Annotated in this window: 24 protein-coding genes; 22 read left to right on the plus strand and 2 right to left on the minus strand. The window is 55.9% G+C overall.

The features are described 5' to 3' along the window. Nucleotides 1–317 precede the first annotated feature (317 nt). The 22 genes from ACZ495_RS02070 (at nucleotide 318) to ACZ495_RS02175 (ending at nucleotide 23085) form a co-directional block, all read left to right on the plus strand. Nucleotides 318–2273, plus strand: a complete 1956-nt coding sequence (locus tag ACZ495_RS02070) for an NADH-quinone oxidoreductase subunit 5 family protein (protein ID WP_012625296.1) — start codon at nucleotides 318–320, stop codon at nucleotides 2271–2273. After that, nucleotides 2273–3124 (plus strand): respiratory chain complex I subunit 1 family protein, encoded by an 852-nt coding sequence (locus ACZ495_RS02075; RefSeq protein ID WP_012625295.1) that lies wholly within the window; start codon nucleotides 2273–2275, stop codon nucleotides 3122–3124. Before ACZ495_RS02070 ends, ACZ495_RS02075 begins: the two co-directional genes overlap by 1 nt. A 12-nt stretch (nucleotides 3125–3136) precedes the next feature. Beyond that, nucleotides 3137–3694: an NADH-quinone oxidoreductase subunit B family protein gene (locus tag ACZ495_RS02080; RefSeq protein WP_291440951.1), complete on the plus strand. Its 558-nt coding sequence runs from the start codon at nucleotides 3137–3139 to the stop codon at nucleotides 3692–3694. Between the two features lie 18 nt (nucleotides 3695–3712). Then, complete coding sequence (locus tag ACZ495_RS02085; RefSeq protein WP_012625293.1) at nucleotides 3713–4180, plus strand: NADH-quinone oxidoreductase subunit C; 468 nt, start codon at nucleotides 3713–3715, stop codon at nucleotides 4178–4180. Beyond that, complete coding sequence (locus ACZ495_RS02090; RefSeq protein WP_012625292.1) at nucleotides 4177–5259, plus strand: hydrogenase large subunit; 1083 nt, start codon at nucleotides 4177–4179, stop codon at nucleotides 5257–5259. The genes ACZ495_RS02085 and ACZ495_RS02090 overlap by 4 nt, the downstream gene beginning before the upstream one ends. Before the next feature lie 3 nt (nucleotides 5260–5262). Next, nucleotides 5263–5664, plus strand: a complete 402-nt coding sequence (locus tag ACZ495_RS02095) for a 4Fe-4S binding protein (RefSeq protein ID WP_012625291.1) — start codon at nucleotides 5263–5265, stop codon at nucleotides 5662–5664. A 1189-nt stretch (nucleotides 5665–6853) separates the two neighbouring features. Next, nucleotides 6854–8968 carry a molybdopterin-dependent oxidoreductase gene (locus ACZ495_RS02100; RefSeq protein WP_464262538.1) on the plus strand — a complete coding sequence of 705 codons (2115 nt, stop codon included), beginning with the start codon at nucleotides 6854–6856 and terminating at the stop codon, nucleotides 8966–8968. An 84-nt stretch (nucleotides 8969–9052) separates the two neighbouring features. Next, nucleotides 9053–9559, plus strand: coding sequence for a 4Fe-4S dicluster domain-containing protein (locus ACZ495_RS02105; RefSeq protein ID WP_012625289.1), 507 nt, complete (start codon nucleotides 9053–9055; stop codon nucleotides 9557–9559). A 155-nt stretch (nucleotides 9560–9714) separates the two neighbouring features. After that, nucleotides 9715–10089 carry an NADH-quinone oxidoreductase subunit A gene (locus tag ACZ495_RS02110; protein ID WP_012625288.1) on the plus strand — a complete coding sequence of 125 codons (375 nt, stop codon included), beginning with the start codon at nucleotides 9715–9717 and terminating at the stop codon, nucleotides 10087–10089. Then, the gene (locus ACZ495_RS02115) at nucleotides 10077–10628 is read left to right on the plus strand and encodes an NADH-quinone oxidoreductase subunit B (protein ID WP_096152807.1); all 552 of its coding nucleotides are present in this window, start codon (nucleotides 10077–10079) and stop codon (nucleotides 10626–10628) included. Before ACZ495_RS02110 ends, ACZ495_RS02115 begins: the two co-directional genes overlap by 13 nt. Continuing rightward, on the plus strand, nucleotides 10610–11170 hold the full coding sequence (locus ACZ495_RS02120; protein WP_464262539.1) for an NADH-quinone oxidoreductase subunit C: 561 nt from the start codon (nucleotides 10610–10612) through the stop codon (nucleotides 11168–11170). Before ACZ495_RS02115 ends, ACZ495_RS02120 begins: the two co-directional genes overlap by 19 nt. After that, entirely contained in the window at nucleotides 11163–12488 is a 1326-nt protein-coding gene (nuoD, locus tag ACZ495_RS02125; protein WP_081428297.1) for an NADH dehydrogenase (quinone) subunit D, read from the plus strand. The genes ACZ495_RS02120 and nuoD overlap by 8 nt, the downstream gene beginning before the upstream one ends. A gap of 81 nt (nucleotides 12489–12569) precedes the next feature. Beyond that, on the plus strand, nucleotides 12570–13538 hold the full coding sequence (gene nuoH / locus ACZ495_RS02130) for an NADH-quinone oxidoreductase subunit NuoH (protein ID WP_012625284.1): 969 nt from the start codon (nucleotides 12570–12572) through the stop codon (nucleotides 13536–13538). Between the two features lie 57 nt (nucleotides 13539–13595). Next, complete coding sequence (nuoI, locus tag ACZ495_RS02135) at nucleotides 13596–14300, plus strand: NADH-quinone oxidoreductase subunit NuoI (RefSeq protein WP_012625283.1); 705 nt, start codon at nucleotides 13596–13598, stop codon at nucleotides 14298–14300. Nucleotides 14301–14405: 105 nt separating this feature from the next. Next, nucleotides 14406–15050: an NADH-quinone oxidoreductase subunit J family protein gene (locus tag ACZ495_RS02140; protein ID WP_464262540.1), complete on the plus strand. Its 645-nt coding sequence runs from the start codon at nucleotides 14406–14408 to the stop codon at nucleotides 15048–15050. Then, the gene (gene nuoK, locus ACZ495_RS02145) at nucleotides 15047–15349 is read left to right on the plus strand and encodes an NADH-quinone oxidoreductase subunit NuoK (protein WP_012625281.1); all 303 of its coding nucleotides are present in this window, start codon (nucleotides 15047–15049) and stop codon (nucleotides 15347–15349) included. The genes ACZ495_RS02140 and nuoK overlap by 4 nt, the downstream gene beginning before the upstream one ends. Nucleotides 15350–15351: 2 nt before the next feature. Next, nucleotides 15352–17280: an NADH-quinone oxidoreductase subunit L gene (nuoL, locus tag ACZ495_RS02150; protein WP_464262541.1), complete on the plus strand. Its 1929-nt coding sequence runs from the start codon at nucleotides 15352–15354 to the stop codon at nucleotides 17278–17280. Between the two features lie 18 nt (nucleotides 17281–17298). Then, on the plus strand, nucleotides 17299–18786 hold the full coding sequence (locus ACZ495_RS02155) for an NADH-quinone oxidoreductase subunit M (RefSeq protein ID WP_464262542.1): 1488 nt from the start codon (nucleotides 17299–17301) through the stop codon (nucleotides 18784–18786). A 22-nt stretch (nucleotides 18787–18808) separates the two neighbouring features. Then, nucleotides 18809–20326, plus strand: coding sequence for an NADH-quinone oxidoreductase subunit N (locus tag ACZ495_RS02160; RefSeq protein ID WP_464262543.1), 1518 nt, complete (start codon nucleotides 18809–18811; stop codon nucleotides 20324–20326). Between the two features lie 79 nt (nucleotides 20327–20405). Beyond that, the gene (locus tag ACZ495_RS02165) at nucleotides 20406–21656 is read left to right on the plus strand and encodes a sulfite exporter TauE/SafE family protein (RefSeq protein ID WP_072312271.1); all 1251 of its coding nucleotides are present in this window, start codon (nucleotides 20406–20408) and stop codon (nucleotides 21654–21656) included. A 302-nt stretch (nucleotides 21657–21958) separates the two neighbouring features. Then, nucleotides 21959–22501, plus strand: a complete 543-nt coding sequence (locus tag ACZ495_RS02170) for a hypothetical protein (RefSeq protein ID WP_012625276.1) — start codon at nucleotides 21959–21961, stop codon at nucleotides 22499–22501. 275 nt (nucleotides 22502–22776) lie between these two features. Beyond that, entirely contained in the window at nucleotides 22777–23085 is a 309-nt protein-coding gene (locus tag ACZ495_RS02175) for a hypothetical protein (RefSeq protein WP_012625275.1), read from the plus strand. A 111-nt stretch (nucleotides 23086–23196) separates the two neighbouring features. Here ACZ495_RS02175 and ACZ495_RS02180 read toward each other — a convergent pair whose 3' ends face one another. Both ACZ495_RS02180 and ACZ495_RS02185 read right to left on the minus strand, forming a co-directional pair. Continuing rightward, complete coding sequence (locus tag ACZ495_RS02180) at nucleotides 23197–23799, minus strand: GDYXXLXY domain-containing protein (protein ID WP_072312272.1); 603 nt, start codon at nucleotides 23797–23799, stop codon at nucleotides 23197–23199. Next, on the minus strand, nucleotides 23792–26068 hold the full coding sequence (locus ACZ495_RS02185) for a DUF4401 domain-containing protein (RefSeq protein WP_394027293.1): 2277 nt from the start codon (nucleotides 26066–26068) through the stop codon (nucleotides 23792–23794). The genes ACZ495_RS02180 and ACZ495_RS02185 overlap by 8 nt, the downstream gene beginning before the upstream one ends. Between the last annotated feature and the right edge of the window lie 299 nt (nucleotides 26069–26367).

The raw sequence follows: 26367 nt of genomic DNA on the forward strand, positions 1-26367 counted from the left end.
TTTCTCTAATACACGTATCATTATCGCTAAATTTTGAATTTATTTGGCAATATGAAAAATAATTATATTTTACATTATTAATTATAAATAAAATATATAGAAAAAATGACAATGTATATATGGCGTGTTGTTATAGACTGTTTACTCAATGAATGGTGTATTTTTCTTTCTTATTGACGCAAAAATTGAGTTCGTTTAACTCTAGTAGGTGTTTATTGCATTGGAAAGGCAAGGAGGAAACATATTAATTTTATGTTGTGAGGGGATTACCACAGGGTGAAGTTTTTCACAGCTCACAATATAGTGGGGCAAAAATTATGAATACACTTGTTTTTTGCTGTGTGGCGCTGCCATTTGCTGTGGCGCTTGTTCTGTATTTCACACAGCTTGACCGCACCCGCAAGCTTCTCGTGCCTGCAGCGGTTGCGGTGATGGCTCTGGCTGCCGTGATTATGGGTGCTCACGGAACGTTCCGACTTGAGGCCGAAACTTTCATGGGCCTTCCGCTGGACAGCCTGTTCAGCTTGCTGGATCTTTTGCTGCTGCTCTATATTTTGGGCTTGGGCTGGAAGCTGGGCAGCCGCACGGTCATGGGCATGACTGTGCTGCAATTGATTGGGTTGCTTTACCTCAAGTTTGTTCTGGCGGACGGTTCCGCCCCCATTACTGCCTTTGCGCCCGATGGCCTGTCGCTCATCATGGTTATCATAATCACCGTGGTGGGTGGCCTGATCACCATTTACGGCCTGGGCTATATGGATATTCATGAAGAGCACCTGCACCTGCGGGTTTCTCGCAAACCGCGGTTTTTCGCCATTATTTTCTGCTTTCTCGGGGCGATGAACGGGCTTGTGCTTTCAAACAATCTTTCGTGGATGTTCTTTTTCTGGGAAGTCACGACCCTGTGTTCCTACCTGCTGATCAGCCATGATCAGACACAGGAAGCCAATGCCAACGCCTACCGTGCATTGTGGATGAACGTTCTTGGCGGTCTTGCCTTTGTTTCTGCCATGCTTTTCATTCAGAAGAGCCTTGGCACACTGTCCACTGAAGTTGTATTGCACAAGATGACGGCCATGGACGTGAAAACCACGGCCATGCTGCTGCCGTTTGCCTTTTTTTGCCTGGCGGCCTTTACCAAGTCGGCGCAGGTTCCCTTTGAAAGCTGGCTGTGCGGTGCCATGGTTGCTCCCACCCCGGTTTCGGCCCTGCTGCACTCGGCCACCATGGTCAAGGCGGGCACATACCTGCTGCTGCGCATGGCCCCGGCCTTCGCTGACACCACCATGTCCACCATTGTGGCGCTCTTCGGCGCGTTCACCTTTGTGGGGACATGCATTCTGGCGGTCAGCCAAAGTAATGCCAAAAAGATCCTGGCATACTCAACCATTGCCAACCTGGGGCTTATCATCGCCTGCGTTGGCATAAATACGGCGGCATCCATGATGGCGGCCACCACCATCATCATCTACCACTCGGTCTCCAAGGGCCTGCTCTTCATGTGCGTGGGCGCCATTGAACAGCGCATCGGCTCCAGAGATATTGAAGACATGCGCGGCCTGTACAGCAAGATGCCCCGCACGGCCATTATTACGGCCATAGGCATCTTCACCATGATGCTGCCGCCTTTCGGCATGCTCATAGGCAAGTGGATGGCAATTGAGGCCATTGCCCGTGCCACCCAGGCCATGACGCCCATCATTTTCTTCATTGCCCTCGGCTCGGCCTTTACTGTGCTGTTCTGGGCGCGGTGGGCAGGCATACTCGTATCTTCGGCCAACCTGCATGACCGGCCCCCTCACGGCAACCCCAAGGCCACGGTCATGTTTGCCCTGCGTTCGCTCTGCGGGCTTGCCGTGGTGTTCTCCTTCATTTCGCCTCTGGTACTGGAAACATTTGTCGAGCCTTCTGTGGCTGGCGTATACGCCCGCCTTGGTCTCAAGACCGAAGGCTTCATACCTGGCGCATCGCTTACAGGTGGGGCGGGCTATTTCTGGATTTACCTGCTCTTCATCCTGCTTGGCCTGGGGGCCTGGATTGCCTGGAAGGCCGCCAGAAAGGTTTCAAACTCGGCGCATGCCCAGCCCTATTTCTCGGGACTGACGCAGGAACAGGCGGGGCAGATCGGTTTCAAGGGCCCCATGAATGCCTTTGAACCCGTGCGTCTGTCCAACTTTTACCTGACCCAGTACTTTGGCGAAGGCACTATAACACGGGCCATTGATATTATATCCACGGCCTTTCTCATCGTCCTGGTAGGAGGTCTGCTCTAATGCTGTCCATCCTCAGTGCTGTCGGCGGATTGATATTGTCGCCCCTGGTGGGGGGCCTGCTTACCGGGGTTGACCGCCGTCTCACGGCGCGGCTGCAATCGCGCCTGGGGCCGCCCCTGCTTCAGCCTTTTTACGATGTCTTCAAGCTTTTCGGTAAAGAAGCCAGCGTAACCAATGCCTGGCTTGTATTCAGCGCCTATATGACGCTTATCTCCTCGGCTTTGGCACTGCTCATATTCTTTATGGGTGGCGACCTGCTGCTGCTTTTCTTTGTGCTTACGGTGGGTGCTGTTTTTCAGGTGGTGGGCGCCCTGTGTGTTCCTTCGCCCTACAGCAACGTGGGCGCGCAGCGCGAGCTTCTGCTCATGCTGGCCTATGAACCCATACTGATTTTGGTTTTTGTCGGCTTTGCCATGTGCACGGGATCTTTTTCCATTGAGGCCGTGTTTGCCCAGGACCAGCCCCTGCTGCTCAAGATGCCCCTGCTGTTTCTGGCGCTGGGCTACGCCCTGACCATCAAGCTGCGCAAGTCGCCCTTTGATATTTCTGCCAGCCATCATGGCCATCAGGAACTGGTAAAGGGTGTGCAGACGGAATATTCCGGTCCTTACCTGGGCATCATTGAGCTGGCCCACTGGCTTGACCTTGTGCTTATTCTCGGTTTGTGCGCCATGTTCTGGCACACCAGCGTCATTGGCATGGCCACGCTGGTGGCGGCTTCGCTGTTTACAGAAATCCTCATCGACAACATCACCGCCCGGCTTACCTGGCAGTGGATGGTGCAGAAGAAATCCCTGTTGCTCGGCATGGGGCTGGCCCTGGTTAATCTTTTATGGCTGTACGTGGCGTAAGGAGGCAGGCATATGGGTTTTGTAGACAAAATGATAAAGCGGAGCCGGCTCAAGTCGCCATGGATTGTCCATTTTGACTGCGGCTCCTGCAACGGTTGCGATATCGAGGTTTTGGCCTGCCTGACGCCCATGTATGATGTTGAGCGGTTCGGCGTGGTCAATGCGGGCAACCCCAAGCATGCGGACGTATTGCTGGTGACCGGCACGGTAAATCACCGCAACCGCCACGTGCTCAAGCAGATCTACGAGCAGATGCCTTCTCCCAAGGCCGTCATTTCGCTCGGTGCCTGCAACCTTTCCGGCGGCGTTTTCAAAGATACTTACAATGTGCTTAACGGCGCACATAACGTCATCCCTGTTGACGTGTTCGTGCCGGGCTGCCCGCCCAAACCCGAAGCCATCATTGATGGCGTTGTGGAAGCTCTTGGAGTGCTCAAGGCCAAAATGGGCATGGGACCTGTGCCCCAGGCCACCTTCATGCCCGGCGACGAAGATGGAACGCCTGCTGGCGCCAGGGACGAGGAAGCACCCGCTTCTGAAGACGACAAGTCATTGCAAAACGCGGGTTAGCCCGGAAAGGATAAAGCCATGTTTTTTGAAGCCAAAGACGTGACGCCCGATACGCTGCTTGCTGAAGTGCAGCGCCTGGCTAACGCCAAATGCCGGTTTGTCACCATGTCGCAGACAGTGGTTGATGAAAATACCCTGCGACTGTTCTACCATTTTGATGAAAACCTCACCATGTCCGACCTGCGGCATAATCCCGAAATGTGCGTGTGGTCGCCAACGGACGCCAAAGGCATGGTGCATCTGCGTATGGATGTAGACAGGAACATGCCCATCCCGAGCATCAGCTCCATATACTTTTGCGCGGTACTGATTGAAAACGAGACCCAGGACCAATTTGGTGTGCGTTTTGCCGGTCTGCCGCTGGACTATCAGGGCGGCATGTATCTGGAAGGCGAAGTGACCCACGCCCCGTACTTCACCATGACGACCGTCCGGCGTCCCGCCGCGTCTGCCAAGGCAGAGCCCGCCAAAGGAGATCAGGCATGAGCAACCGCACCACAGTCATTCCTTTCGGGCCGCAGCACCCCGTGCTGCCCGAGCCGCTGCACATCAAGTTTGTGGTGGAGGACGAAACCGTTGTCGGGGCTATCCCGCAGCTTGGTTTTGTGCACCGTGGGCTTGAAAGCCTCGTGCGCACAAAGGACTACAACCAGATGGTCTTTGTGGTGGAGCGCATCTGCGGCATCTGCTCCTGCATCCACGCCAACTGCTATTGCAACGCCCTTGAAAATATGATGGGCATCACGGCTCCGCCGCGTGCCCAGTTTCTGCGGGTTATCTGGTCAGAACTGCACCGCATCCATTCGCATCTTCTCTGGCTCGGTCTTTTTGCCGATGCCTTTGGCTTCGAAAGCGTGTTCCAGCAGTTCTGGCGTATCCGCGAACATGTTATGGATATCTGCGAAGCCACGGCAGGCAACCGCGTTATTCTGTCGGTCAACGTGGTGGGCGGCGTGCGCCGCGACCTGGCGCCCGACCAGATACGCTGGATGCTCGGTCGGCTTGATGAACTGCAAAAGGGCATGCGTGAGCTCACAACCACCATGCTTGACGATTACACCGTGCAGGAGCGTACGCGCGGCATAGGTTATCTCAGTAAAGACGATGCCCGGCTGCTGGGCGCCGCCGGACCGACCCTGCGCGGCAGCGGCTGGGAAATCGACGAGCGTATGCACGGCTATGCCGCCTACAACGATCTTAACTTCATTCCTGTGGTCGAACACGATGGCGACTGCTATGCCCGCGCCAAGGTACGTTTCTACGAAGTGCTGCACGCCATGGACCTTATCCGCGAAGCGCTGAACCGTCTGCCGGAAAGCGAACTTACGGTGAAAGTTCCCGGCAACCCCGATGGCGAAGCTGTTTTCCGGGTGGAACAGCCTAGGGGCGAACTGTTCTATTACATACGGGCCAACGGGACCAAGTATCTGGAGCGCATGCGTGTGCGTACGCCCACCTTTGCCAACGTTCCGCCCCTGCTGCACATGTTGCCGGGCTGCAAGTTGCCCGACGTGCCGGTTATTGTGCTCAGTATCGACCCGTGCATTTCCTGCACAGAGAGGTAGCCCATGTATATGCTCAAGAACGTGCTGCGCAACCTGTCAGGCAAGCCTGCCACAAGGCTGTATCCGCTGGAAGAGCGTGAACCTTTTCCGGCCTACAGGGGCGTAATCACCAATGAAGTGGAGAAGTGCATATTCTGCAATAGCTGCGCAAGGGTTTGCCCCACAGATGCCATTACTGTGGACGCCAAGGCCGGGCATTGGCATTACGACCCCTTCTTGTGTGTGTACTGCTCGGCCTGTGTAGAAAAATGCCCAACAAAGTGTCTGGTGCAGGTTCCCACGCACCGCAAACCTTCGGTAACCAAATTCCGTGTTCTGCGCACGGGTACGCCGCGTGTTAAAAAATCCGCGGCAGCCAAGGGCAAGGAAGAAAGCGGAATAGAAAAGAAGGCAGAGAAAGAGTAGGCGTGGCGTTGGCCGCGCGAACACATAACAACGTTTTGTTATGATCAGCAAAAAGCCGCCGGAAGGCGGCTTTTTGCTTTGTGCATGCCATCGGGATGGGGCAGGAGCGTATGCCGAGGCTCCGCAAGAAGCAGAGCCGCTTTTAACCTTCCCTGATTACTGCGCACGAGCAGACGCCCGCTGCCAGGGAACCCGGATCTGTAGCGAAGGCAGGGCATCATGTTGGTCGCTGGTACACGGTGTTGTGCGCGCGGAGTAATCTTTTGGAGTTATATTCTCGAGAGAATAACGCTTCAGAAGAAATCCGGAAATGGCAGGTGAAGAATTGAACGAACGTGGCGCGTGGTGTCAAAACATCAATCGTCTGATATTGTAGAAGAAATACATTTTCCCGCTTCTGGAGCCGAGAAAATGAATTCTTACCCAGCTTTTTGGTGCAGATTTTTTTCTTGTAGTTGGCGTGCTAAAAAACAATGCGAAAAATATTATATAACTATATATTGTGAAATTATTTTTAATATTGTTATAGCGCTGATGTTTTACAATGAAAATATTTTATATTGAATGGTTATACTGTTCAGCCATAGTATTTTTACTGTATTTTTTAAAAAAATAGTAAAATTAAATAATTTATTGTGCAATAAAATTTTAGATTGTATTTTAAACTGTTAAAAATAGTGCAACCGTTATTATGAACACTATGTGCCTGTTTGCTTGTGCGAAACATCATTTCAAAAAAAATGCAATCTACAGAAAAAATTGAGGTATTAAAATTTGTCCGAGGAACGCCTGTTCACGAAAATGAAAAATAGCGTGTAAATCATATTTTTTTAAGCACAGTTTTTAGAAAGCCGAGATCTCCAATATGCTGTATTTATTGTTAATATATTTCATTTCAGAGTTAATTGCTACCAGATATATACCGCTGTTGATGTATAAAAATGCTCTATAAACTCACCAAGGGGGCTGGTATTTAGAGCAAAAAATTGTTAATGGTAAGCTCTATCAAAAAATACCATGCGATATTGTGAGTTTGTATTGTTCACGCAAAATATATCCTTCGGCAGGGCATTTTTTTTGATTGTTGAAAATACTCACTGCTTCTATTCTGCCGGTTCGGTTGTCAGGGGCAAAAGATGACTTATAAAGCATCTTTATGGTACATTCTTTGTCAGGTGAGAGATGCTCTATGAATGGTAATCAACTTACCCACAGTGTCTGCGGCATGTGTTCAGCGCGTTGCCCCATTACGGTTGAGACCTGTAATGACACTGTAAAAATGCTTTACGGCAACCTGCAAAGCCCTCTGAAGGGTGCATTATGCGCTCGTGGTGTGGCCGGAAAAGCTCTTCTTGAAGACAATGAGCGTCCACAGTCGCCACTTATTCGCCAGGGGGCGCGCGGCGAAGGAAAATGGCGTGCCGTGTCCTGGGACGAAGCTTTGGACCACGTTGCGCAAAAAATCACCGAAGCTCAAAACAGGTACGGCAGGCAGACCGTTCTCTGGTCTGACCGAGAGGGGCCTTTTAGCGACCTCAGCCGGGGATTCATGCGCGGTCTTGGTTCGCCCAACGTCTGTTCGCACAGTCCTTCCTGTGATCTTAACGCGCATCATGCTTGCAAGGCCGTGCTGGGTCTGGGGCGCGGCATGACCGTGTATGATTTTGCCAATGCCAAGCATATTGTTCTGCAGACGCGCAATATCTTTGAAGCCATCAATCTTGGCGAGGCGCGCACAGTCATGCAGGCTCTGCGCAAGGGATGCAAGCTTACCGTCATTGACATCAGACAAAACGTGACTTCTTCCAAGGCAGACAAGTTCCATATCATCCGCCCCGGTACGGACTACGCCTTCAATCTGGCTGTCATCAATACCCTGATCAGCGAAAATCTGTACAACAAGGAATATGTCCGCGCTCATACCACGGGTTTTGATGCGCTGGCCGCCTTTGTGGCCCCATATACGGCGCAGTGGGCGGCGCAGGAGTGCGGTATCGAGCCGCGGGCCATCACCGATCTCGCGCACGTGCTGGCTGCCGCGGCCCCCCAGGTTATCTGGCATCCGGGGTGGATGACGTCGCGCTACGCCGATTCGTTTCAGGTGGGGCGCACGGCGCTGGTCATTACGGCGCTTTTGGGCGGCACGGGCGCCAAGGGCGGCATTGTGCCCGGGCGGACTCCCAAGGACTGCGGCAAGTCCGGACTCAAGAAGTTTGTGGACCTGTATCCTGCTGTCAAATTGTCCAGAGCCGACGGGCTTGGTTTTGAGAACAAGGCTTTTGATCCGGGCAAAGGGCTGCTGCACAAGGCTTTTGATGCTATCAGCAGCCCCCCGGAAGGTGTGCCGCCGGTCAAGGTTTACATGGCCTGGCGCCATGACCCCGTGCAGGGTTTTCCCGACCCCGATGCCCTCAAGAAAAAGCTGGACGGCCTGGATCTTCTGGTCAGCACCACGTTTTCCTGGTCCGACACGGCCTGGTATGCCGATGTGGTTTTACCCATGTCCACCTATCTTGAAAGAGAAAGCATCATCGCAGGCAAAAACGGTCTCAAACCGCAGTTTTTTGTGCGCCGCCGGGCCGTGCAGCCCCGCTATGACACCCGTGCCGACTGGGAGATCATCAGTGGTCTGTCCCGTCGGCTCGGCCTGGACAGTCTGGTTTTTGACAGCGCCGAGGCGGTCTGGAACTTCCAGCTTGAAGGCACGGGGCTGACCATAGAAGATTTTGACGCCAAGGGCTTTATATCCCTCACGGACGATGCCCTGTACGTTGATCAGTCCACATATGCCTTTCCCACCGGCTCCGGCAAGGTTGAACTGAGCAGCGAAAGTTACGGCAAAGGGTTTGCCGAAAATGCGGGCATCAGCATGCTGCCTCCGTACATTTCGCCCCAGTCGCCGCCGGAAGGAACCTTTCGTATCACCTTCGGGCGTGTGGCCGTGCACACGCAGGGGCATACAGTCAATAATCCCCTGCTGTACGAGCAGGTTCCGGAAAATACGGTGTGGATCAATACTGACAGCGCCAAAAGGGCAGGATTAAAACCCGGCGACCGGGTGCGGGTGCTCGATGCCAGGGGCGGCAATATGGGCGAGGCAGGCATCAAGATCACGGCCTTTATCCACCCCGAGGCGGTGTTTGTCGTGCATGGCTTCGGCCATGACCTGCCGTGCGAGAGCCTGGCTGTGGACAAGGGCATTGCCGACAACAAGTGCCTCAAGGGCGGGCTGGATCTGCAGGATCAGGGCGGTGGCGGCCTGTCGCTGCAAGAACACTTCGTTTCGCTTGAGAAAGTGGGCTAGCTGCGGCGGATACAGCCGGGCAGTCTAACCATATCCGGTTTGCAAGCTATGGGGGCGTGAACCCCGGAATAGCGGAGGATGTTTATGAGCAAGTATGTCGTCACCCACAACTCTGCGGAATGCATCGGCTGCAAGGCCTGTGAAGTGCAGTGTCGCAGTCTGCATAACGGCGGCGCCGGCGCATTTTTTTGCCGTATTCTCACCGTGGAGCAGAGCGAGCCGCGCCCAGGGCTGGGTTTTGTCTATACATCCTGTTTTCATTGCGAAAACCCCTGGTGCGTAAAGGCTTGTCCCACGGGGGCCATGCGCCGCCGCGAGGACGGCATCGTCTATGTGGAAAAAAAATTCTGCGTGGGCTGCAAGGCGTGCATTACCGCCTGCCCGTGGGCCGCACCCCAGTGGAATCCCGATACCGGCAAGGTGGACAAGTGCGACCTGTGCCGCGACCGCATAGACCAGGGGCTGCGCCCGGCCTGTGTGACGACCTGCGCCATGAGCTGCCTGGGATTCACGGTTCCCTCCGAGGCCAGCCAGGAGCGGCGGCAGCATTTTGCGGAGCAGATACAGAAACTCCGGCCCACGACGCGCTGAAAGCAGGGTCTTTACCCTGCCATTTGCTGCGCAGTGCAGGGGCGGCAATCTGGCGCACAAAGGCGCGCCTCTGTGCCGGAAGCGCGGCTCACGAAGCCCGGCAACGTCCGGTGCGGTGAAAGCGAAAAATTGTGAAGGAAAGCAAGGTGGCTACCATGGTGCATACAACAGCCGGTCAAGAATATCTTGCCGTACTGCTGCTCATTATCATCACACTGCTTTTTGGTCTGATCACGCTTTTTGTGGGGCGCTTTTTCCGCATGAGCAGGCCTTATCCGGAAAAGCTTGTGGCCTATGAATCGGGCAACGAACCTACGGCTGAACCGCGAACGCGTTTTTCCATCAAGTTTTATTACGTAGCTATACTGTTTGTCATTATCGATGTGGAGGCCATCTATCTTTATACCTGGGCCGTGGAGTTTGTGCGCCTTGGCAGCCTTGGCATGGTGGAGATGTTCACCTTTATGGCTCTGCTGGTTCTCGGCTACCTGTATGCCTGGAAGAAGGGGGCGTTCCAATGGGTGAAGTAGTCACAAAGTCCGGGGGGGCTGTGCACACCGGCGGGCAGCCCCTTGAGGTCAGTAAGGACGGCCTGCGTTTTTTTCCCGGCGCAGGCGCTGTTATCGGGCCGCTCAACGCTCTTGTGAACTGGGGCAGGGCGGGGTCCATCTGGCCCGTGACCTTTGGGCTGGCCTGCTGTGCCATTGAAATGATGGCTACCGGGGCAGCCCACCACGATCTTGACCGTTTCGGCATTATTTTTCGTGCCAGCCCCCGGCAGGCAGACTGCATGGTGGTGGCGGGCACGTTAAGCAAAAAAATGGCTCCGGTGCTGCGCCGCGTATACGACCAGATGCCCGAACCGCGCTACGTGCTCGCCATGGGCAGTTGTGCGTGTAGCGGCGGCCTGTTTCAGTCTTACGCCGTGACCCAGGGCGTGGACCAGATTGTGCCTGTGGATGTTTACGTGCCCGGCTGTCCTCCGCGCCCGGAGGCGCTGTTTGACGGGTTTATCCGGCTTCAGGAGATCATCAACAAGGAGCAGATGCGATGGAGTCCCTGGAGATAGCGGACCGCCTGCGCGGGTTTTTTCCTGAAGAAGTGCTGGACGTGCGCGAGTTTCGGGGGCAGCTGGCGGTTCTGGTGCGGTCCGGCCGCATTCTGGAACTGCTGGCCTACCTGCGCGACGTTCTTGACATGCGGCACCTGCAAGCCCTGTGTGGCGTGGATAACAGCCGCAGAAACGAACCGGGCCTGAGTCCTTTTGAAGTGGTCTACCATCTTTACTCCATCAGGCAGCGCCATGGCATCCGCCTGCGGGCCATGGTGGACGATCCTGAGGAAGGCATTGATTCGGCCGTACCGCTCTGGACCGGGGCCAACTGGCTGGAGCGGGAAACCTGGGACCTTGTGGGCATACATTTCAGGGGACATCCGGATTTGCGTCGCATCCTTCTGCCCGATGACTGGCATGGGCATCCGCTGCGCAAGGAATATCCCGTGAAAATCCCGGCCCGGGGGCATGAGGAATGGGAGGGCCTGACAGCCCTGCGCAAGCGCGCCGCAGAACTGGACGCCCTGAGCTGGCAGGGGGGTGCAAGGCATGAGTAAGCAGCGCAAGCAGCATGTGGAGTGCGCCGTGCCCCACGGCCAGCCTACGGGCAGGCTTTCGGCCGAGGAACTGAGCGGTCTTGAGCAGAGCGATATTGCCTGCGTCAACTGCCTTGACGACAACGATTTTGACGACGCAGATTTTGACGACCGCACCAGCCTGCGCATGGGACCGCAGCATCCGGCCACACACGGCGTTTTGCGGGTGGACCTTGAGCTTGAGGGCGAAACCATCGTGCATTGCGACCCGCAGGTCGGGTATCTGCACCGGGGATTTGAAAAACTGGCGGAAAAGTTCACCTATGCCCAGGCCCTGACGCTTACGGACCGACTGGACTATATCGCGGCCATGTCCAACAACACAGGCTATTGCCTGGCGGTGGAAAAGCTGCTGGGTATTGAAGCGCCCCTGCGCGCCCGGTACATCCGCACCATTGCCTGCGAAATGTCGCGCATCAGTTCACATTTGCTGTGGCTTGCCACCCACGCCCTGGATATCGGGGCCATGACGGTTTTTCTTTACTGCTTCCGTGAGCGCGAAATGCTGCTCAATCTTTTTGAAGACCTGTGCGGCGCGCGGCTTACCCTGACGTATCCGCGCATCGGCGGTGTGCGGCAGGACGTGAGCGGCAGGTTCATGAGCGGCCTTCAGGATTTTGTAAACATTTTCCCCGGCCGTATTGTGGAATACGAGACCCTGCTGGATACCAACCGCATCTGGCTCAAGCGCACCGTTGGCGTGGGCAAGGTCAGCGCGGATGAAGCCCTGTCGTTGGGTCTTACCGGGGCCTGTCTGCGCGGTTCCGGCGTGGATTATGACGTGCGCCGCCATGCGCCCTATGATGCGTATGCCCTGCTGGACTTTGCAGTTCCTCTGGGTGCTGACGGGGATATCTACGCCCGTTATCGCTGTCGTATGGAGGAACTGCGCCAGTCTACGCACATTCTGCAGCAGTGCATCGACGCCATGCCTCCCGGCCCCACGCTGGCCGAAGACTCCCCGGATCTGCTCATGCCGCCGTCACGCTGGCACGGCACGCCCGAAACCACCCTTTACGGCGGTGGGCTGCGCGCCGTTATGCGTGACAGAAATATCTACATGGCGGGCGATGTATTTGTATCCACAGAAGTCCCCAAGGGAGAACTGGGTTTCTACTTCATCTCCAACGGCAGCAGCCGCCCGTACCGCATGCATGTACGTGCGCCGTCTTTCATACACATCGGTGCGCTGGCAAGCATCGCCAGGGGCGGGCTTATCGCCGACCTGATCGCAAATATCGGAAGTCTGGACGTGGTGCTGGGCGAATCGGACCGCTGAAGCCCGACGCGGCATGCCCGCGTACGCCCGGCGGCTTGTAGGCGCAACATGACAAAACGGGTCTGAAACAGGACAAGCCATATGGACATACTGCTTATTCTGCTGCAACTCATCGTGCTCTTCGTGCTTGTGATGCTGCATGTGGCCTACGCCACGTACTGCGAGCGCAAGGTGATCGGGCACATCCAGATGCGCCTCGGCCCCATGCGCGTAGGCTGGCACGGCCTTTTGCAGCCCATTGCCGACGGCATAAAAAGTTTCTTCAAAGAAGATATCGTCCCCGTCGCCGCAGACAGGCCCATTTTTCTGGCGGCTCCCATCATCTGCCTGGTTCCGGCTTTCGCTTCTCTTGCCATACTGCCCTGGGCCGAGGGCTGGGCCGTTACCGATGTGAACATCGGCCTGCTTTTCGTCTTTGCCATGAGTTCCATCGGTGCTTATGGCGTGGTGCTGGCGGGCTGGGCTTCCAACTCCAAGTACAGCTTTCTTGGCGGATTGCGCGCTTCGGCGCAGGTGATCAGCTACGAGATAGCCATGGGGCTGAGCCTTGTGGGCGTCATGCTGCTTTCCGGCTCGCTCAACCTTGGCGACATTGTTCAGGCGCAGGGCGACAGTTTTTTCGGCATGTTCATTTTTCGGCAGATTATCGGCTTTTTTGTATTCTGCGTGGCCATGCTGGCCGAAACGAACAGGGTTCCTTTTGACCTGCCCGAGGCGGAAACTGAGCTTGTTTCAGGCTATTCCACCGAATACAGCGGCATGCGCTACGCGCTTTTTTTCATGGCCGAGTATACATCCATGTTCGTTATGGCCACCGTGGGTACCATATGCTTTCTCGGCGGCTGGAACGGGCCGGTAGACCTGCCATTTTTTCCGCCGTTCTGGCTGCTTATCAAAGTATATTTTATCATGTTCGTTTTTTTCTGGCTACGCGCCACCCTGCCACGTTACCGCTACGACCAGTTGATGTCTCTTGGCTGGAAGGTGCTCATTCCCCTGGCGCTGCTCAACATCGTGCTGACGGCCATCGGCAGGGCCGTGTTCGGCTAGGGCGGACAGCCTTGTGCGCAACGGAATCCATGAAGGTTTCTGCTTTGGAGGCCACTGATGCAAGTACAGTACAAACCGCGCCGTAACTGGTTGCAAACATTGCTGCAAACCGAGATTGCCCAAGGCTTGGCGCTCACCCTGCGGCACATGTTCCGCAAACCGGTAACGCAGCAGTACCCGGATGAAAAGCCGGTGGTGGCGGCTGGTTTTCGCGGTCGCCACGCCCTGGTGCGCGATGCGGAAAGCGGCGGCAGCCGCTGCGTGGCCTGTATGCGTTGCGCCCGGGTGTGCCCGTCGCACTGCATCCGCATCCGCAGCCACAGGAGTGTGGACGGCAGCCGTAAGGTGGATGCTTACGTTATTGACGCCCTGCGGTGCATCTACTGCGGGTATTGCGCAGAAGTCTGCCCGGTGAACGCCATCGTGCTGACAGAAATTTATGCCTATGCGGGCCGTACACGACAGGAATTTGTTTTTGATGAGGCCCATCTCTTGCGTAACTGGGATGAATTTGCCGCGGAAAAGGGCAGCCTGGAAGGATATGTGAACCCGTTGAGCCGCCCCCGCAATGCTTTGCAGCGTTTTTTGCCGGCCCCCAAACGCAAGGAGCATGTGAGTGCGGAGTGGAGCGGTGAGGAGCAGTGGGTAGGGCAACACTGGCAGGCGGGCAAGCTCCGCAATGAGACGGCGCACGGCATCGCCAACATGTGGGAAAGTGCCGCGCCGGGCCTGGCAAAGGCCCCTGCGGACACTGCGGAATAGGGCGAAGCGGCCCGGTCTTGCGGGCTGTTTTGCGTGATCAGGCAGCTTGAACAGGGCAGGATTGCCGGAAGAGCATGCACAAGTCCATTCCGGGAGGTGGAAGACGTGTTTGGCGAAATTTTCTTTCTTTACTGCGCCGTTGTCATCGTTGTGTGCGGCATCCTGTCCATCAGGCTGCGCAATCCGGTGCATTGCGTGCTTCTTGTGCTGCTGTTGTTCGTCCATATGGCCGCCGTCTATCTGACTCTTCAGGCCGAATTTCTGGCAGCGGTGCAGATTGTGGTTTACGCCGGGGCCGTGCTTGTCATGTATCTTTTTGTGGTTTTTCTGGTGAACCTCAAGCGTGAGATGCGCATGCCCGCCCTCGTGCCGCATCCCAGGGTGGGGTATGCCATTGGCATAGCGCTATGCGGCACTCTGCTCTGGGGTTTGCGCTTTTTTATGGCTGGCGGCAAGGATGTGTGGCCCTATGAGGCCCTGCGCGAGGCGACCCACACGAGAGCGCTGAGCCGCGAGCTGTTCACCCACAACTTTCTTGCTCTTGAAGTGGCCGGTGTGCTGTTGCTGGTGGCTCTTGTGGCGGCCCTTGTGCTGGCGCGCAGGCAGCCCCTGCCCGGCACTGCTGAAGACTCCCCATGTGAAACGTATGGAGAAGCCCAGGGCATCGAGGCCCCGCAGTCTGGCGGCCAGAAGGGCGATGCCGCATGCGGCAGGGATCACAAAACACGGGATGGAGGGCTGGCGCGATGATTCCTCTCTCATGGTACATGGCGCTGGCCACTGTGCTGTTCTGCATTGGTGTGGCCGGATTTCTTACGCGGCGCAATATTATTGTCATGCTGCTTTCCCTTGAACTCATGCTCAACGGCGTGAACTTGAACCTTGTGGCCATGAGCTATTTTATGGATTCTTTGCGCGGCCACGTTTTCACCCTTTTTGTCATAACGGTGGCAGCGTGCGAGGCCGCCGTGGGGCTGGGCATAGTCATCTGCCTGTTCCGCAGTCGTAGAACGGTGCGCAACGACAACATCGTCGAGCTTCGGGGGTAACCATGCCCATATACCTCTTGCTTATTCCGCTGTGTCCGCTGCTGGCCTTTGCCGTTACCCTGGTGTGCGGGCGCTGGTGGGGCAGCCGCGCCCACTGGCTGCCCATCGCAGCCATCGTTGTTTCCCTGTGCTGTTCCATTCTGGCCCTGCGCGATGTCATGAACGGCGTTATCGTCAACGCTGATGTGCATAACTGGATAACATCGGGCAATCTGAGCGTGTCTTTCGGTTTTCTTGTGGACCAGCTTACGGCAGTTATGCTTATTGTGGTTACCAGTGTCAGCACACTGGTCCACATCTATTCTGTGGGCTACATGAAGGGCGAGGACGGCTATTACCGCTTTTTCGCCTATCTGGCGCTCTTTTCTTTCTCCATGCTCATGCTGGTGCTGAGCAATAACTTTTTACAGCTCTTTTTCGGATGGGAGGCTGTAGGGCTTTCATCCTATCTGCTCATCGGCTTTTATTACGAAAAAACCTCGGCATCGGATGCGGGGAAAAAAGCTTTCATTGTCAACAGGTTCGGCGATTTTGGCTTTTTGCTCGGCCTGTTCTGCATATTCACGCTTTTCGGCAGCCTGCATTATGATGATGTTTTTGCCCGTGCGGGACTGTTGCAGGGCCTGAGCTATACCATTGGTGGCATAAGCATTGACGCGGCCACCCTTGTCTGCCTGCTGCTTTTTTGCGGCGCAGCGGGCAAGTCTGCCCAGTTGCCCCTGCATGTGTGGCTGCCCGATGCCATGGAAGGTCCGACGCCTGTGAGCGCCCTCATTCACGCGGCCACTATGGTCACGGCGGGGGTCTTTCTGGTCGCCCGCTGTAATGCGCTGTTTTCCCTTTCCCCCACAGCTCTTGGCGTCATTACCGTGGTGGGTGCACTTACGGCGCTTTTTGCGGCCACCATTGCCCTCACCCAGACGGACATCAAGCGGGTGGTGGCCTATTCCACCATCAGCCAGCTGGCTTTCATGTTCATAGGCTGTGGTGTAGGGGCCTATGCGGCGGGCATTTTTCACCTCTTTACCCATGCATTTTTCAAGGCTCTGCTGTTTCTGGGTTGCGGTTCGGTCATACTGGGCATGCACCATGAGCAGGATATGCGTCGTATGGGCGGGTTACGAAAATATATGCCCGTCACCTGCGTCACATTTTTGCTGGCTTCGCTTTCCATTTCCGGCGTACCGGGCCTGGCAGGTTTTTTTAGCAAGGATGAGATCCTGCTTATGGCTTTCAACGCAGATACCACGGCCGGCTATTTCGCCTGGGGCGTGGGGACCTTTGTAGCCTTTTTGACGGCTTTTTATTCCTTCCGTCTGTTTTTCAGCATTTTTTATGGTGAATTTCGCGGCACACGGCATCAGCGCGAGCATTTGCGCGAGTCGCCGCTGGTGGTCACCATACCTTTGCTCCTCCTGGCCTGCGGGGCTGTGGGGGCTGGCTGGCTGGGCATTCCGCATGTGCTTGGTGGCTCCAACCTCTGGGCCGGTTTTCTTGAGCCGGTTGTGGGGCATCCGCATCTGCACCTGGATGGCCCGGCGGAGCTTATGCTCATGGGGGCTTCAGTCTTGGCGGGGGTGTGCGGCATCGGTCTTGCGTGGTTCATGTACCACCGCCAGACTGAATGGCCGGAAAGGGTGGTGCAGAGTTTTCCGCGCCTGTACAGGCTTTTTCTGCACAAGTACCGTGTGGACGAAATTTACGCGGCCTGTCTGGTGCGTCCGGTCTTGTGGCTGGCTGATCATGTGCTGCTGCGCGTGGTGGACACCAAGGGAATCGAAGGGGTGGTCAATGGCCTGCCCCGTGCCATCGGCAGGCTTTCTGTCAGGTTGCGCCGTTTTCAGGACGGGCATGTGGCCCATTATCTGGCCTGGCTGGCCGGAGCCTCGGTGGTGCTTCTGATTGTGCTGCAACTGGGAATTTTCTCGTAAACACGGCAGGGAGACAGCATGTCCGTACCCGTACTTTCCTTGCTTATCTTTGTTCCTGTGCTTGGCGGTCTCTCGCTTATGCTCCTGCCCAGAGGGCGGGAGGAGACTATCAGGCTGGGGGCGCTGACCGTCTGTGCCGTGGAACTGGCCCTGAGCCTCTGGGCGCTCAGCCAGTTTGACAAGGGCTTGTGGCAGATGCAGATGGTGGAAAACCGCCCCTGGATTGAAAGCCTGAACATACGCTACAGCTTGGGCATTGACGGCATAAGTGTGCTCTTTTTGCCGCTGACGGCGCTCATCACGCTTATGGGCGTGGTAGTGTCGTTTAAAAGCATCACCCTGAAGGTCAAGGAATTCTTCGTCAGCCTGCTGCTGCTCGAGGGGGCCATGATAGGCGTGTTCTGCGCGCTGGACCTCATGCTTTTTTATGTGTTCTGGGAGGCCATGCTCATTCCGATGTTTCTGCTCATCGGTGTGTGGGGAGGGCCTCGGCGCATCTATGCCACGGTAAAGTTTTTCCTTTACACCCTGTTGGGCAGCCTGCTCATGCTTGTGGGCATCATTCTTCTTTATCTCAAGGGCGGCAATACCTTCGACATGCTGGCCCTGGCCGGGCAGAACTACAGCAAAGACCTGCAACTACTTTTATTCTGGGCCTTTTTTGCCGCATTTGCCGTCAAGGTGCCCATGTGGCCCGTGCACACCTGGCTGCCTGATGCCCATACTGAAGCGCCCACGGCAGGCTCGGTCATTCTGGCGGGGGTACTGATCAAAATGGGGGCTTACGGCTTTTTACGCATCAGTCTGCCCATTCTGCCTTACGCCGCCTGGACCCTGTTGACGCCCATGCTGATTCTTTCTGTTATCGCCATCGTTTACGGCGCTCTGGTCTGCCTGGCGCAAACCGATATCAAGCGTCTGATCGCATACAGTTCTGTGAGCCATATGGGTTTTGTTACCCTGGGGCTTTTCGCCCTGACACAGAAGGGTGTTGAAGGTTCCATCATCCAGATGCTCAACCACGGTATCGTGACAGGGGCGCTTTTTCTGGCCGTGGGCATGATCTATGACCGCACCCATACACGTCAGATACGCGACTACGGCGGCCTTGCCACCACCATGCCCGTCATGGCCGGATTTTTTCTGGTGTTCACCCTGGCGGCCATCGGTCTGCCGGGCACTAACGGCTTTATCGGCGAGTTCCTTATTCTGCTGGGCGGATTCGAGCGCGCGCCCTGGGCTGCGGTGGTCGCGTCCTCGGGGCTTATTCTGGGGGCCTGGTACATGCTGTGGCTCTACCAGCGAGTGTTTTTCAAGCAGGTTTCAGATACGGTGCGTGGTTTGCCCGGTCTTGACGGCAGAGAGCTGAGCATCATGCTGACCATGGCCGTGTTGGTGCTCGCCATAGGCATTTCCCCCAATATGCTGCTGGAATACACCCACGCTTCAGTAGAGCGGCTTGTCAGTGACACGCAGCAGGTTTTTGCGGCTTTTGCAGCCCGGTAGGGCGGAGTAACAAGGAGCCACCATGACTGATACTGTTATTGCGCCTCTTTCTGCACTTCCCTTGCTGGCCGATCTGCCCGCCCTTGCGCCGGAGCTGGTTCTGCTGGTCACGGCTGTCTGCCTCATGCTTGGCGATCTTTTTTATCCGCGCGAGCGGGTTTTCCAGCAGTGGCTTACCGCCGCCGGGGCCGCCGTTGCTCTTGCCCTGACCCTGAGCATGAACTTCAGCGGCGGAGCCACCGCCTTTGGAGGCGTGTTTCGCGCTGACGGTCTGGCCGCGGCCTTCAAGGTCGTCTGCCTGGCGGCCCTTGGTCTTACCACCCTTATGAGCGAGGCCTTTTGCCGCCATGCCTCCATGCGCCAGGGGGAGTATTACAGCCTCATGGCCTTTTCCACTCTCGGCATGTGCGTCATGGTTTCGGCAGGCGATGCCATAGTGCTTTATCTTGGGCTTGAGTTGATGGCCCTGCCCATTTACGCCCTTGTGGCCCTGCGCACGGCTGATCCGCGCAGCAGTGAGGCTGCCATCAAGTATTTTCTTATGGGCAGTTTTGCATCGGCCCTGCTGCTTTTTGGCCTGTCCATTCTTTATGGTCTGACAGGGCAGACAGATATTGCCGAAATGGCGCACCGCCTTGCCGTAAGTCTGAGCGTATCGGACATGCACACCCTGCCTGCGGCAGTGGTGGCTCTGGGGCTGGTGCTGGCCGGGTTGGGCTTCAAGGTGGCGACGGTTCCCTTTCATGTATGGGCGCCGGATGTTTACGAAGGCGCGCCTACCACCGTTACGGCTTTTATGTCTGTAGCGGCCAAAACGGCCAGTTTTGCCGTGCTTGGGCGTGTGCTTTTGCAGGGGTTGCCGCAACTGAGCCCGTTATGGAGTGATGCCTTGGCCGGACTCGCGGTGCTGACCATGCTTCTCGGCAACATTGCCGCCCTGGCCCAGACAAGCCTTAAACGCATGCTGGCCTATTCGGCCATTGCGCATGCCGGGTACGCGCTGCTGGGCCTTGCCGCCTGTACTCCTGAAGGGCTGAGAGCTACGGCCGCCTACCTGACCATTTACCTGTGCATGAATATCGGCGCATTTGCCGTTATAATCTACCTTTCCGCCCGCTCCGGCAGAGGCCGTATGGGCGAAGGCCCCGACGCCGGAGAGGATCTGGACGACTATCGCGGGCTTGCCGCGCGCAGCCCGCTTCTGGCGGCGGTTATGCTGGTTTTTCTTTTCTCGCTGACGGGCATTCCGCCCACGGCCGGTTTTATGGGCAAGTTCATGCTGTTTCGTGCGGCCTTCGCGGCCGGGTATCAGATTACTGTAGTGGTGGCTGTTGTGTGCAGCACCATATCGGCCTGGTATTATCTTGGTGTTGCAAAACGCATGTACATGCAGGATAGTCAAGATGATGCCCCCGCAACATCCTGCGCCATAACGGGCGAAACGGGCTTGCAAGCCGTGCTCGCCGTCTGTCTTGCTGGAGCGGTGTTGTGGGGTATCTTCCCGCAATCATTGCTTTTCTGGATTAATGTGTATTTTTGACAAGGGCTGATCCTGTGCCGCTCTCTTCGGGGCGCACATAATTCAGGTGTTGACAAAGCAAATCTGGAGGAGATTGTTTATGAAAAACAGATGGATGCTCGGTGGCAGCATGGTACTGTTGCTGCTGCTCGCCGTGGGCCAGGCTTTTGCGGCTGAAGGTTCCGCCCCGGCTGCCGACCCGGCTGCCGCTGCCCCCGCTCCGGCCCCTGAGGCCCCCAAGGCTCCGGTCAAGGCCATTGACGACCCGGCCATTGCCGCCCAACTGCAAACGGCTCCGGCCGGTCTCAAGGGCGCCATTGCCGAGCAGATCAAGGCCGCTCCCGAAACCTATAACGCCAGCGCCGAGCCTGGCTATCTCGGTATTCCCGGCGGCCCCAAGATCAATATGCTTCTGGCTTTTGGCTGGGCCTTGTGGGTGGGCTGGATTTTCTCCACCGTGGGTGCCTTTGGCGGCGTTATGGCCGGCGTGGGACACATGAGCGTGCATGGCCTTGGCAACTACGCAAAGTCCTTTGGCAAAACGCCGCTCAACAAGGCTGTTACCGACTCGGTGCGCGCCTCTAACCAGATGCTTGCCGGGCTTTCAGCCGTCATCAGTACCTTCAGTTATTATCGCCTGAAGCGTCTGGTTCTGCCCCTGGGCTTTGCCCTTGGCCTTGGTTCGATAGTGGGGGCGTACCTGTCTACCTCTCTCACTGCGGGCAAGCTGAATTTTTCATCTTACCAGGGCTATTTCGGCCTTTTTGTACTGCTTTTGGGGCTTTATCTCATATGGGAAACCTCGCCCGCGGGCCAGCGCTCCAAAGCCAAGGCCAAAGAAGCCTCGAAGGCTTTTGAGGCCGCCGCCAAAGGCAAGGGCGACGGCACCCCGGCCCCTACAGGCGTCAAACTTGTTTCTTTCAGCGTGACCCGCTGCGTCTTCACGTTTTGTGGTGTAGAATTTTCTTTTAACCCGCTGCTGCCTTTCATCGGCGGTGTCGTCATCGCCAGCATCGCGGCCTTTCTCGGCGTGGGTGGCGGTTTTCTGCTGGTTCCCTTCATTACCAGCGTAACTTCCCTGCCTATGTACCTGGCCGCCGGTACTTCGGCTCTTGCCGTTCTGGTCAGCATGATCACGGGCATCACCACCCTTATGCTGCACGGCGTGATGGTGGACTGGAACCTGGTGAGCATCGAGCTTGTCGGGGTGGCGGTGGGTTCTATCATTGGACCTTTTACATCGCGGTTTTTCTCTGAAATCTGGCTGAAGCGTCTCTTCATAGTGCTGGCCCTTTATGTGGGTACAGACTATGTGTTGCGTGGCTTCTTCCAGATCAGGATGTTCGGCTAGAGCATTCCAGCCTGAGCTGTCCGCAAGGATTGGAGCAAATTCTTGCGTCGAAGCAGGCGGGGTAGGCTTTGCCCGCTGTGCACGGATGCTTCAAGGGCTAGGCCCCATGTGGAATCCACAGGGACGGGCATGGCGTCCGGTCCCTTAACAGTAGTTGCGGGGTGAGGCAGGGCCGGTCGTGAACAGGCTTTTCTGCTTCCGGCTGCCTGAAAAATAATGGCGCGGCGGAGAATTGTCTCCGCCGCGCCATTACGGTATACTTCGGCCAGTTTTTATACACCCAAGCCCGGAAGAGCACAGCCATGGAAACATTTCTGATCTGGATTGACCCTGTTCTTGTGCTGCCTTTCCGGGTGATACCACATCCGGAAACCGGCTATATTTTCGGTATGGGCTGTCTGGCTCTTATGGCCGTCATTCTTGGGCTTGTCACCCTGAGCATGGCTAACAGACTGCATGCCCGGCGGCTGAAGAAGTATCAGGACCAGATGCAGCACTACCATAAACTGGGTGAGCAGGCTCTTTCAGGGGGCGACAAGCAGGCGTTCAAGGCCGTGAACCGGCAGGGACATGAAGCCTTTGGCTACCACTTCTCACTGAGCGGAGCGCTTTTTGTGGCCTCTTTGTGGCCCATTCCCATCATGTTTGCGTGGGTAAAACTGCGGTTCGGGCTGCTGAGTCCCGTGCTGCCGTTTGAACTACCCCTTTTCGGCAATCAGCCGGGCATGATTTTCTGGTTTTTACTCTGGTATATTCCTTTGCGCATGTATTTTTCGCGCGTGTGGCGCAAGTTACAGCTGCGCAAGCGCGAACCGCTCTCGGATCAAAAAATTATGTATCCCTAGAGAAATTAACGCTTCAAATGATTGCTTGCGGTCGACAAAGCTGCCCTGCAATCATTTGACGACAAGGATTTGTCTCCAAATTCTTGTCGAGCATTTCAAGTGTGAAATGCCCTAACAGATATTCTTGAATCGTATCGCAGAAACGACAGGTGGTTTAGGGCTTGCCAGGGATATGTTACAGCCGTTGTGATAGGGGTATATGTTGACATTGAATTTCAATTTCATATAATACGGTTTCTGCCATAACGCCTTTTCCCGCATTGCAAGGAGAATCCATGGCCACACGATTTGGCACTACGCCGGAAATGATCATTCAAAGCATTGAGGAAAATGATACGACTTTTCTGCTGGCTATTGACAGCACCGGTCTGTACATGACGACCCACAATTACGTGGGCAAACATCTTGCAGACCGTAACCGCTATAGCAACGCCGCCCGCCAGGATGTTGCCGCCCGTCTTGATGCTCTGGGACTGAATGCTGAAGAACTCTGGAAAAACAACCAGCATCTGATCCAGAGCGAAACGGCTTCTGCCAAAAAGGTGAACCCGCTCAAGGCGTCCAAGCGCGGCTCCAAGGGCTAGATGTAGTGTTCCAATAGGTTTTCCCCCTTTCCCTCATTTGGTTTGCTGTTGTCTGTTAACTCCAGCTTTACCGACTTGGGGGAGGGTGAACAACCTATTGGAACACTACACCTAGGGCTGAACTTCCTGTTCTGCTGTTTTTTCATACTGTATGGGCCGACCCTGGCTGTCGCAAAGATTAACAAGAAGGGTTTTTCCATCATTGGCGACCTTGAAGAGTCCGAAGCGGGCTTGTTCGTAGCGTTTTGCGCTGCCTTCCTCAAAATAAAACGCCGAAGTCACGCTGATGACTCTGTGCCCGCGCAGTTTGTAGGCCAGCAGAAATTCCTCATCCCGCAAGTCCTTGCCATCGTAGAGGCGCACAAAGTCCGCAGCCAGCGGAACCGGAACATTGGTTACCCGTAGCACAGCCAGGCCGTGAGAGGGCATGGCGGAAGTTCCTGTATTTTGGGGGCGAGCGGCAGCAGGGGGGGCAGAAGGGGAACCAGGGACATCGCGGGTGGCTTCTGCTTTTTGCAAGGCACTGTAAATATCTCCATTGACCACATAGCTGAGGTCCATATAGTCGCCCATAAGCAGTGCACGCGGGTCTACAGGGGCAAGAGGAAGCAGCACGGTTTTGCCGTCCGTAACGATGCGCTCCATCTTCTGCACAGAGAATATATAGCCTGTAAAAAACAGCACCAGTACTGCGATAATATATGCCTTACGCATCGGCTGCCTCCTTTGCCGTTATTTTTGCAGACCAGGTGCGCAAGATTAGGGCAAGCAACAGCAAAACAATGCCAGTCGCCGTCAGATACAGGGCTTTTGCAGCAAAAGGCACAGCAAGCGTATAGTAGTAAAAGATCATGTAGGCCAGCAGGTATGTTAATACAAATCCCTGCATGGCCATATTGGTCATCTGTCGTGCCAGGGCAAGCCCAAGAAGGGCCAGCGCCGCTCCCGGCAGGTGCCATGCCAGCACAAAAGAGGCGGCCGCGGCCAGCAGCACTCCCGCACGCGCAAAGCCGTGCCGTTTCCGGCTTAAAGAGATGGCGAGATAGCCTATACCCAGAGCCGCGCCTATGCCCATGCCGTATGCGCCGCGCAAAGCCGGGAAAGGCAGCATAAACTGTTGCCATATGCCAAGGGAGGCAAGCTGGCAGATCAGCATGCCCGCATATGCGCCGAAAAACCAGGCATCGGCATTGGGTGATGTACCTCTGCCGCGCCATGTTTTTTCATGCAGGCAAAAACGGGCAAGGCCCAGGCTGACGGCGACCCACCATATCAGGGGTAGATAAAAAATGATTTTCCCCAAAGATTCCACCTGCCATTGGCCCAGTTCTTCGAATACCAGAGAGGACGTACCGAAGGACACAGCCGCAACGACGGTCATAGCCGCAAGAAAGGTGTAGGGCGGTGTCTGCATAAGGGAGCTGACGACGACCAGCAGCAGGGCCAGCAGAAAGCAGGCAGACATGAAGCTGTTGACAGTGAGAAACATGCTTATGGACATGCCCACCGTGCCGGTAATGGCAAGAGCAAAGCCGAAATGGCGCGAGAATATGGTGTTTTTTACCAGCATGCTTCGTCCCAGAAGCAGTACGGGGATGGATGCTATAAAAATGCCCGCCTCTTCGTATGCAATGATTTGCATGGTTTCAAAAACGAAGAAAGCGAGAAAACAGATAAACAGGATGGCCGCCAGCCAACCCCCGAGAGCCAGCAGCAGCCTGACATACCAAGGCGAGAGAGGAGCGTTCATGTGCGGCAGCGGCGTTTCCTGTGGGATCAGCCGTTCGTTTTGCAGGTGTGTCCACAGGTTTTGCCACGAATGTTCCGGCACACTGCGGCCGAGAAAAGAAAAAGCATGTGCAGGCACGATCGCTGCGTTATTTTTTCCTGCCGCCATGCTTTTTTGCAAATATAATAAAAATTTCGCCAGGCATGCGGTAACGCCCGTGACTAGCAGGCCCCAGAGCAAAAAGGCTGTAACAGCCCCGGTATGGAAGAAGAGCTGTGCTTCGGCCAGAAAGGCCAGAACAAGAATAGTCGCCGCGCCAAGCAGCACGGCCAGTATAAAGAGGTCCGCCACTTTTTTTCGATACCACCACCAGGATACGCCGCCTGCTGCCAGCGTAAAGGCCGAAACGAACTGCTGCGGCAGCCAGAGAAAGCTTTCGTCTCCCCAGGAGGGACCATCAAAGATGAGCACCAATAGATAGGCAGTGCAGCGGATGGCCAGATCGCAAAAAAGCAGCCTTGGCATCCAGCGCGATCGCAGCCATGATTCGGAGGTGTGCCGTGCAGCCCGCCACGCGGCCCACTCCCATGCGATGATGGCGCAGGCAATGACCAAAAGCCATTCAGGAAGGGCAAAAAAAGCGGCGAAGGCGTCAAGGGGCGATGAAAGGCTGCGGCCAAACCAGAGCGCGGCGAAAATACTGCCCGAGATCCATGTGGCAAACCATAGGCCGGCTTGCTTGCCTGCCAGTGCCAGCAGGCACAGCAAAACTGTCCATACTCTGAAAAGTTCCCATAGTTCCGTGCCGGTCTGATAACTTTGGCCGAATACTGCCAGCATGGGGCCCATGCTGATGCCGCAAGCCAGCAGCAGTATACCCCCAAGCCGAGCGTCGGGACCGAGCAGTACCGCTCCCACGCCGGTTCCTGCCACCAGGGAACCTATAAGGGCCATGCGTCCAAAAGGCGAAATGGCTCCCCAATTCCAGGCGATAAAGCAGATAACGCCAGCCAGAAAAAAGAGCGCACCGCCCAGCAAGAAAATTTGGCGCCAATAGGCCAGCCAGGCTTTGCCATCCGGATTGAAGCCACAGATTTGTAGGGCTTTTTTCCAGGCTTCCGGGGAGAGTGTTCCCGTATCGCACAGGGCCGTCAGTCTTCCCCGTGTCAGGGGCGGCAGAAGGCTTTCGGCAGCGTTCTCATGAGTCGTGCCGTCGTCCGTGCTGTGGCATCCGGCAGTAGGTGTAGTATTCATAATAGGTACTCAGGGTTGGGGTATTGCCGCGACTTGGGCAACTGGAAGAAGCTGAAGGAAAAAGGGTACGATGCAGGCCCCCTGCAGAGTACGGGGGATGCCCGGGGATGCCTAAGGATAAGCGGTCTTGTATGGTATTGCCACGGGAGCCGCTCGCCTTCCGGCTGTGCCGGATGTTTCTGCTTTTGCTTTGTGGCCTGAAGAATGCGCTCTTTGCTGCGCAGGTGTATCCTGGCCGGAAAGCGAAGCGGCTCTCGTGATGCCGGTTCCTTCAGGTACTTCAGGTGTGAAGTACCCAC

This window comes from Desulfovibrio sp. GTC20076 (assembly GCF_055385905.1).

Excerpts from the sequence above, each read along its gene's own strand:
- nuoD (WP_081428297.1), top strand. The coding sequence starts at position 11,163 with ATGAGTAAGCAGCGCAAGCAGCATGTGGAGTGCGCCGTGCCCCACGGC.
- ACZ495_RS02170 (WP_012625276.1), top strand. The coding sequence starts at position 21,959 with ATGGAAACATTTCTGATCTGGATTGACCCTGTTCTTGTGCTGCCTTTC.
- nuoH (WP_012625284.1), top strand. The coding sequence starts at position 12,570 with ATGGACATACTGCTTATTCTGCTGCAACTCATCGTGCTCTTCGTGCTT.
- ACZ495_RS02115 (WP_096152807.1), top strand. The coding sequence starts at position 10,077 with ATGGGTGAAGTAGTCACAAAGTCCGGGGGGGCTGTGCACACCGGCGGG.
- ACZ495_RS02105 (WP_012625289.1), top strand. The coding sequence starts at position 9,053 with ATGAGCAAGTATGTCGTCACCCACAACTCTGCGGAATGCATCGGCTGC.
- ACZ495_RS02085 (WP_012625293.1), top strand. The coding sequence starts at position 3,713 with ATGTTTTTTGAAGCCAAAGACGTGACGCCCGATACGCTGCTTGCTGAA.
- ACZ495_RS02100 (WP_464262538.1), top strand. The coding sequence starts at position 6,854 with ATGAATGGTAATCAACTTACCCACAGTGTCTGCGGCATGTGTTCAGCG.
- ACZ495_RS02185 (WP_394027293.1), bottom strand. The coding sequence starts at position 26,068 with ATGAATACTACACCTACTGCCGGATGCCACAGCACGGACGACGGCACG.
- nuoL (WP_464262541.1), top strand. The coding sequence starts at position 15,352 with ATGCCCATATACCTCTTGCTTATTCCGCTGTGTCCGCTGCTGGCCTTT.
- ACZ495_RS02180 (WP_072312272.1), bottom strand. The coding sequence starts at position 23,799 with ATGCGTAAGGCATATATTATCGCAGTACTGGTGCTGTTTTTTACAGGC.
- ACZ495_RS02070 (WP_012625296.1), top strand. The coding sequence starts at position 318 with ATGAATACACTTGTTTTTTGCTGTGTGGCGCTGCCATTTGCTGTGGCG.
- nuoK (WP_012625281.1), top strand. The coding sequence starts at position 15,047 with ATGATTCCTCTCTCATGGTACATGGCGCTGGCCACTGTGCTGTTCTGC.
- nuoI (WP_012625283.1), top strand. The coding sequence starts at position 13,596 with ATGCAAGTACAGTACAAACCGCGCCGTAACTGGTTGCAAACATTGCTG.
- ACZ495_RS02110 (WP_012625288.1), top strand. The coding sequence starts at position 9,715 with ATGGTGCATACAACAGCCGGTCAAGAATATCTTGCCGTACTGCTGCTC.
- ACZ495_RS02120 (WP_464262539.1), top strand. The coding sequence starts at position 10,610 with ATGGAGTCCCTGGAGATAGCGGACCGCCTGCGCGGGTTTTTTCCTGAA.
- ACZ495_RS02160 (WP_464262543.1), top strand. The coding sequence starts at position 18,809 with ATGACTGATACTGTTATTGCGCCTCTTTCTGCACTTCCCTTGCTGGCC.
- ACZ495_RS02090 (WP_012625292.1), top strand. The coding sequence starts at position 4,177 with ATGAGCAACCGCACCACAGTCATTCCTTTCGGGCCGCAGCACCCCGTG.
- ACZ495_RS02155 (WP_464262542.1), top strand. The coding sequence starts at position 17,299 with ATGTCCGTACCCGTACTTTCCTTGCTTATCTTTGTTCCTGTGCTTGGC.
- ACZ495_RS02095 (WP_012625291.1), top strand. The coding sequence starts at position 5,263 with ATGTATATGCTCAAGAACGTGCTGCGCAACCTGTCAGGCAAGCCTGCC.
- ACZ495_RS02075 (WP_012625295.1), top strand. The coding sequence starts at position 2,273 with ATGCTGTCCATCCTCAGTGCTGTCGGCGGATTGATATTGTCGCCCCTG.
- ACZ495_RS02165 (WP_072312271.1), top strand. The coding sequence starts at position 20,406 with ATGAAAAACAGATGGATGCTCGGTGGCAGCATGGTACTGTTGCTGCTG.
- ACZ495_RS02080 (WP_291440951.1), top strand. The coding sequence starts at position 3,137 with ATGGGTTTTGTAGACAAAATGATAAAGCGGAGCCGGCTCAAGTCGCCA.
- ACZ495_RS02175 (WP_012625275.1), top strand. The coding sequence starts at position 22,777 with ATGGCCACACGATTTGGCACTACGCCGGAAATGATCATTCAAAGCATT.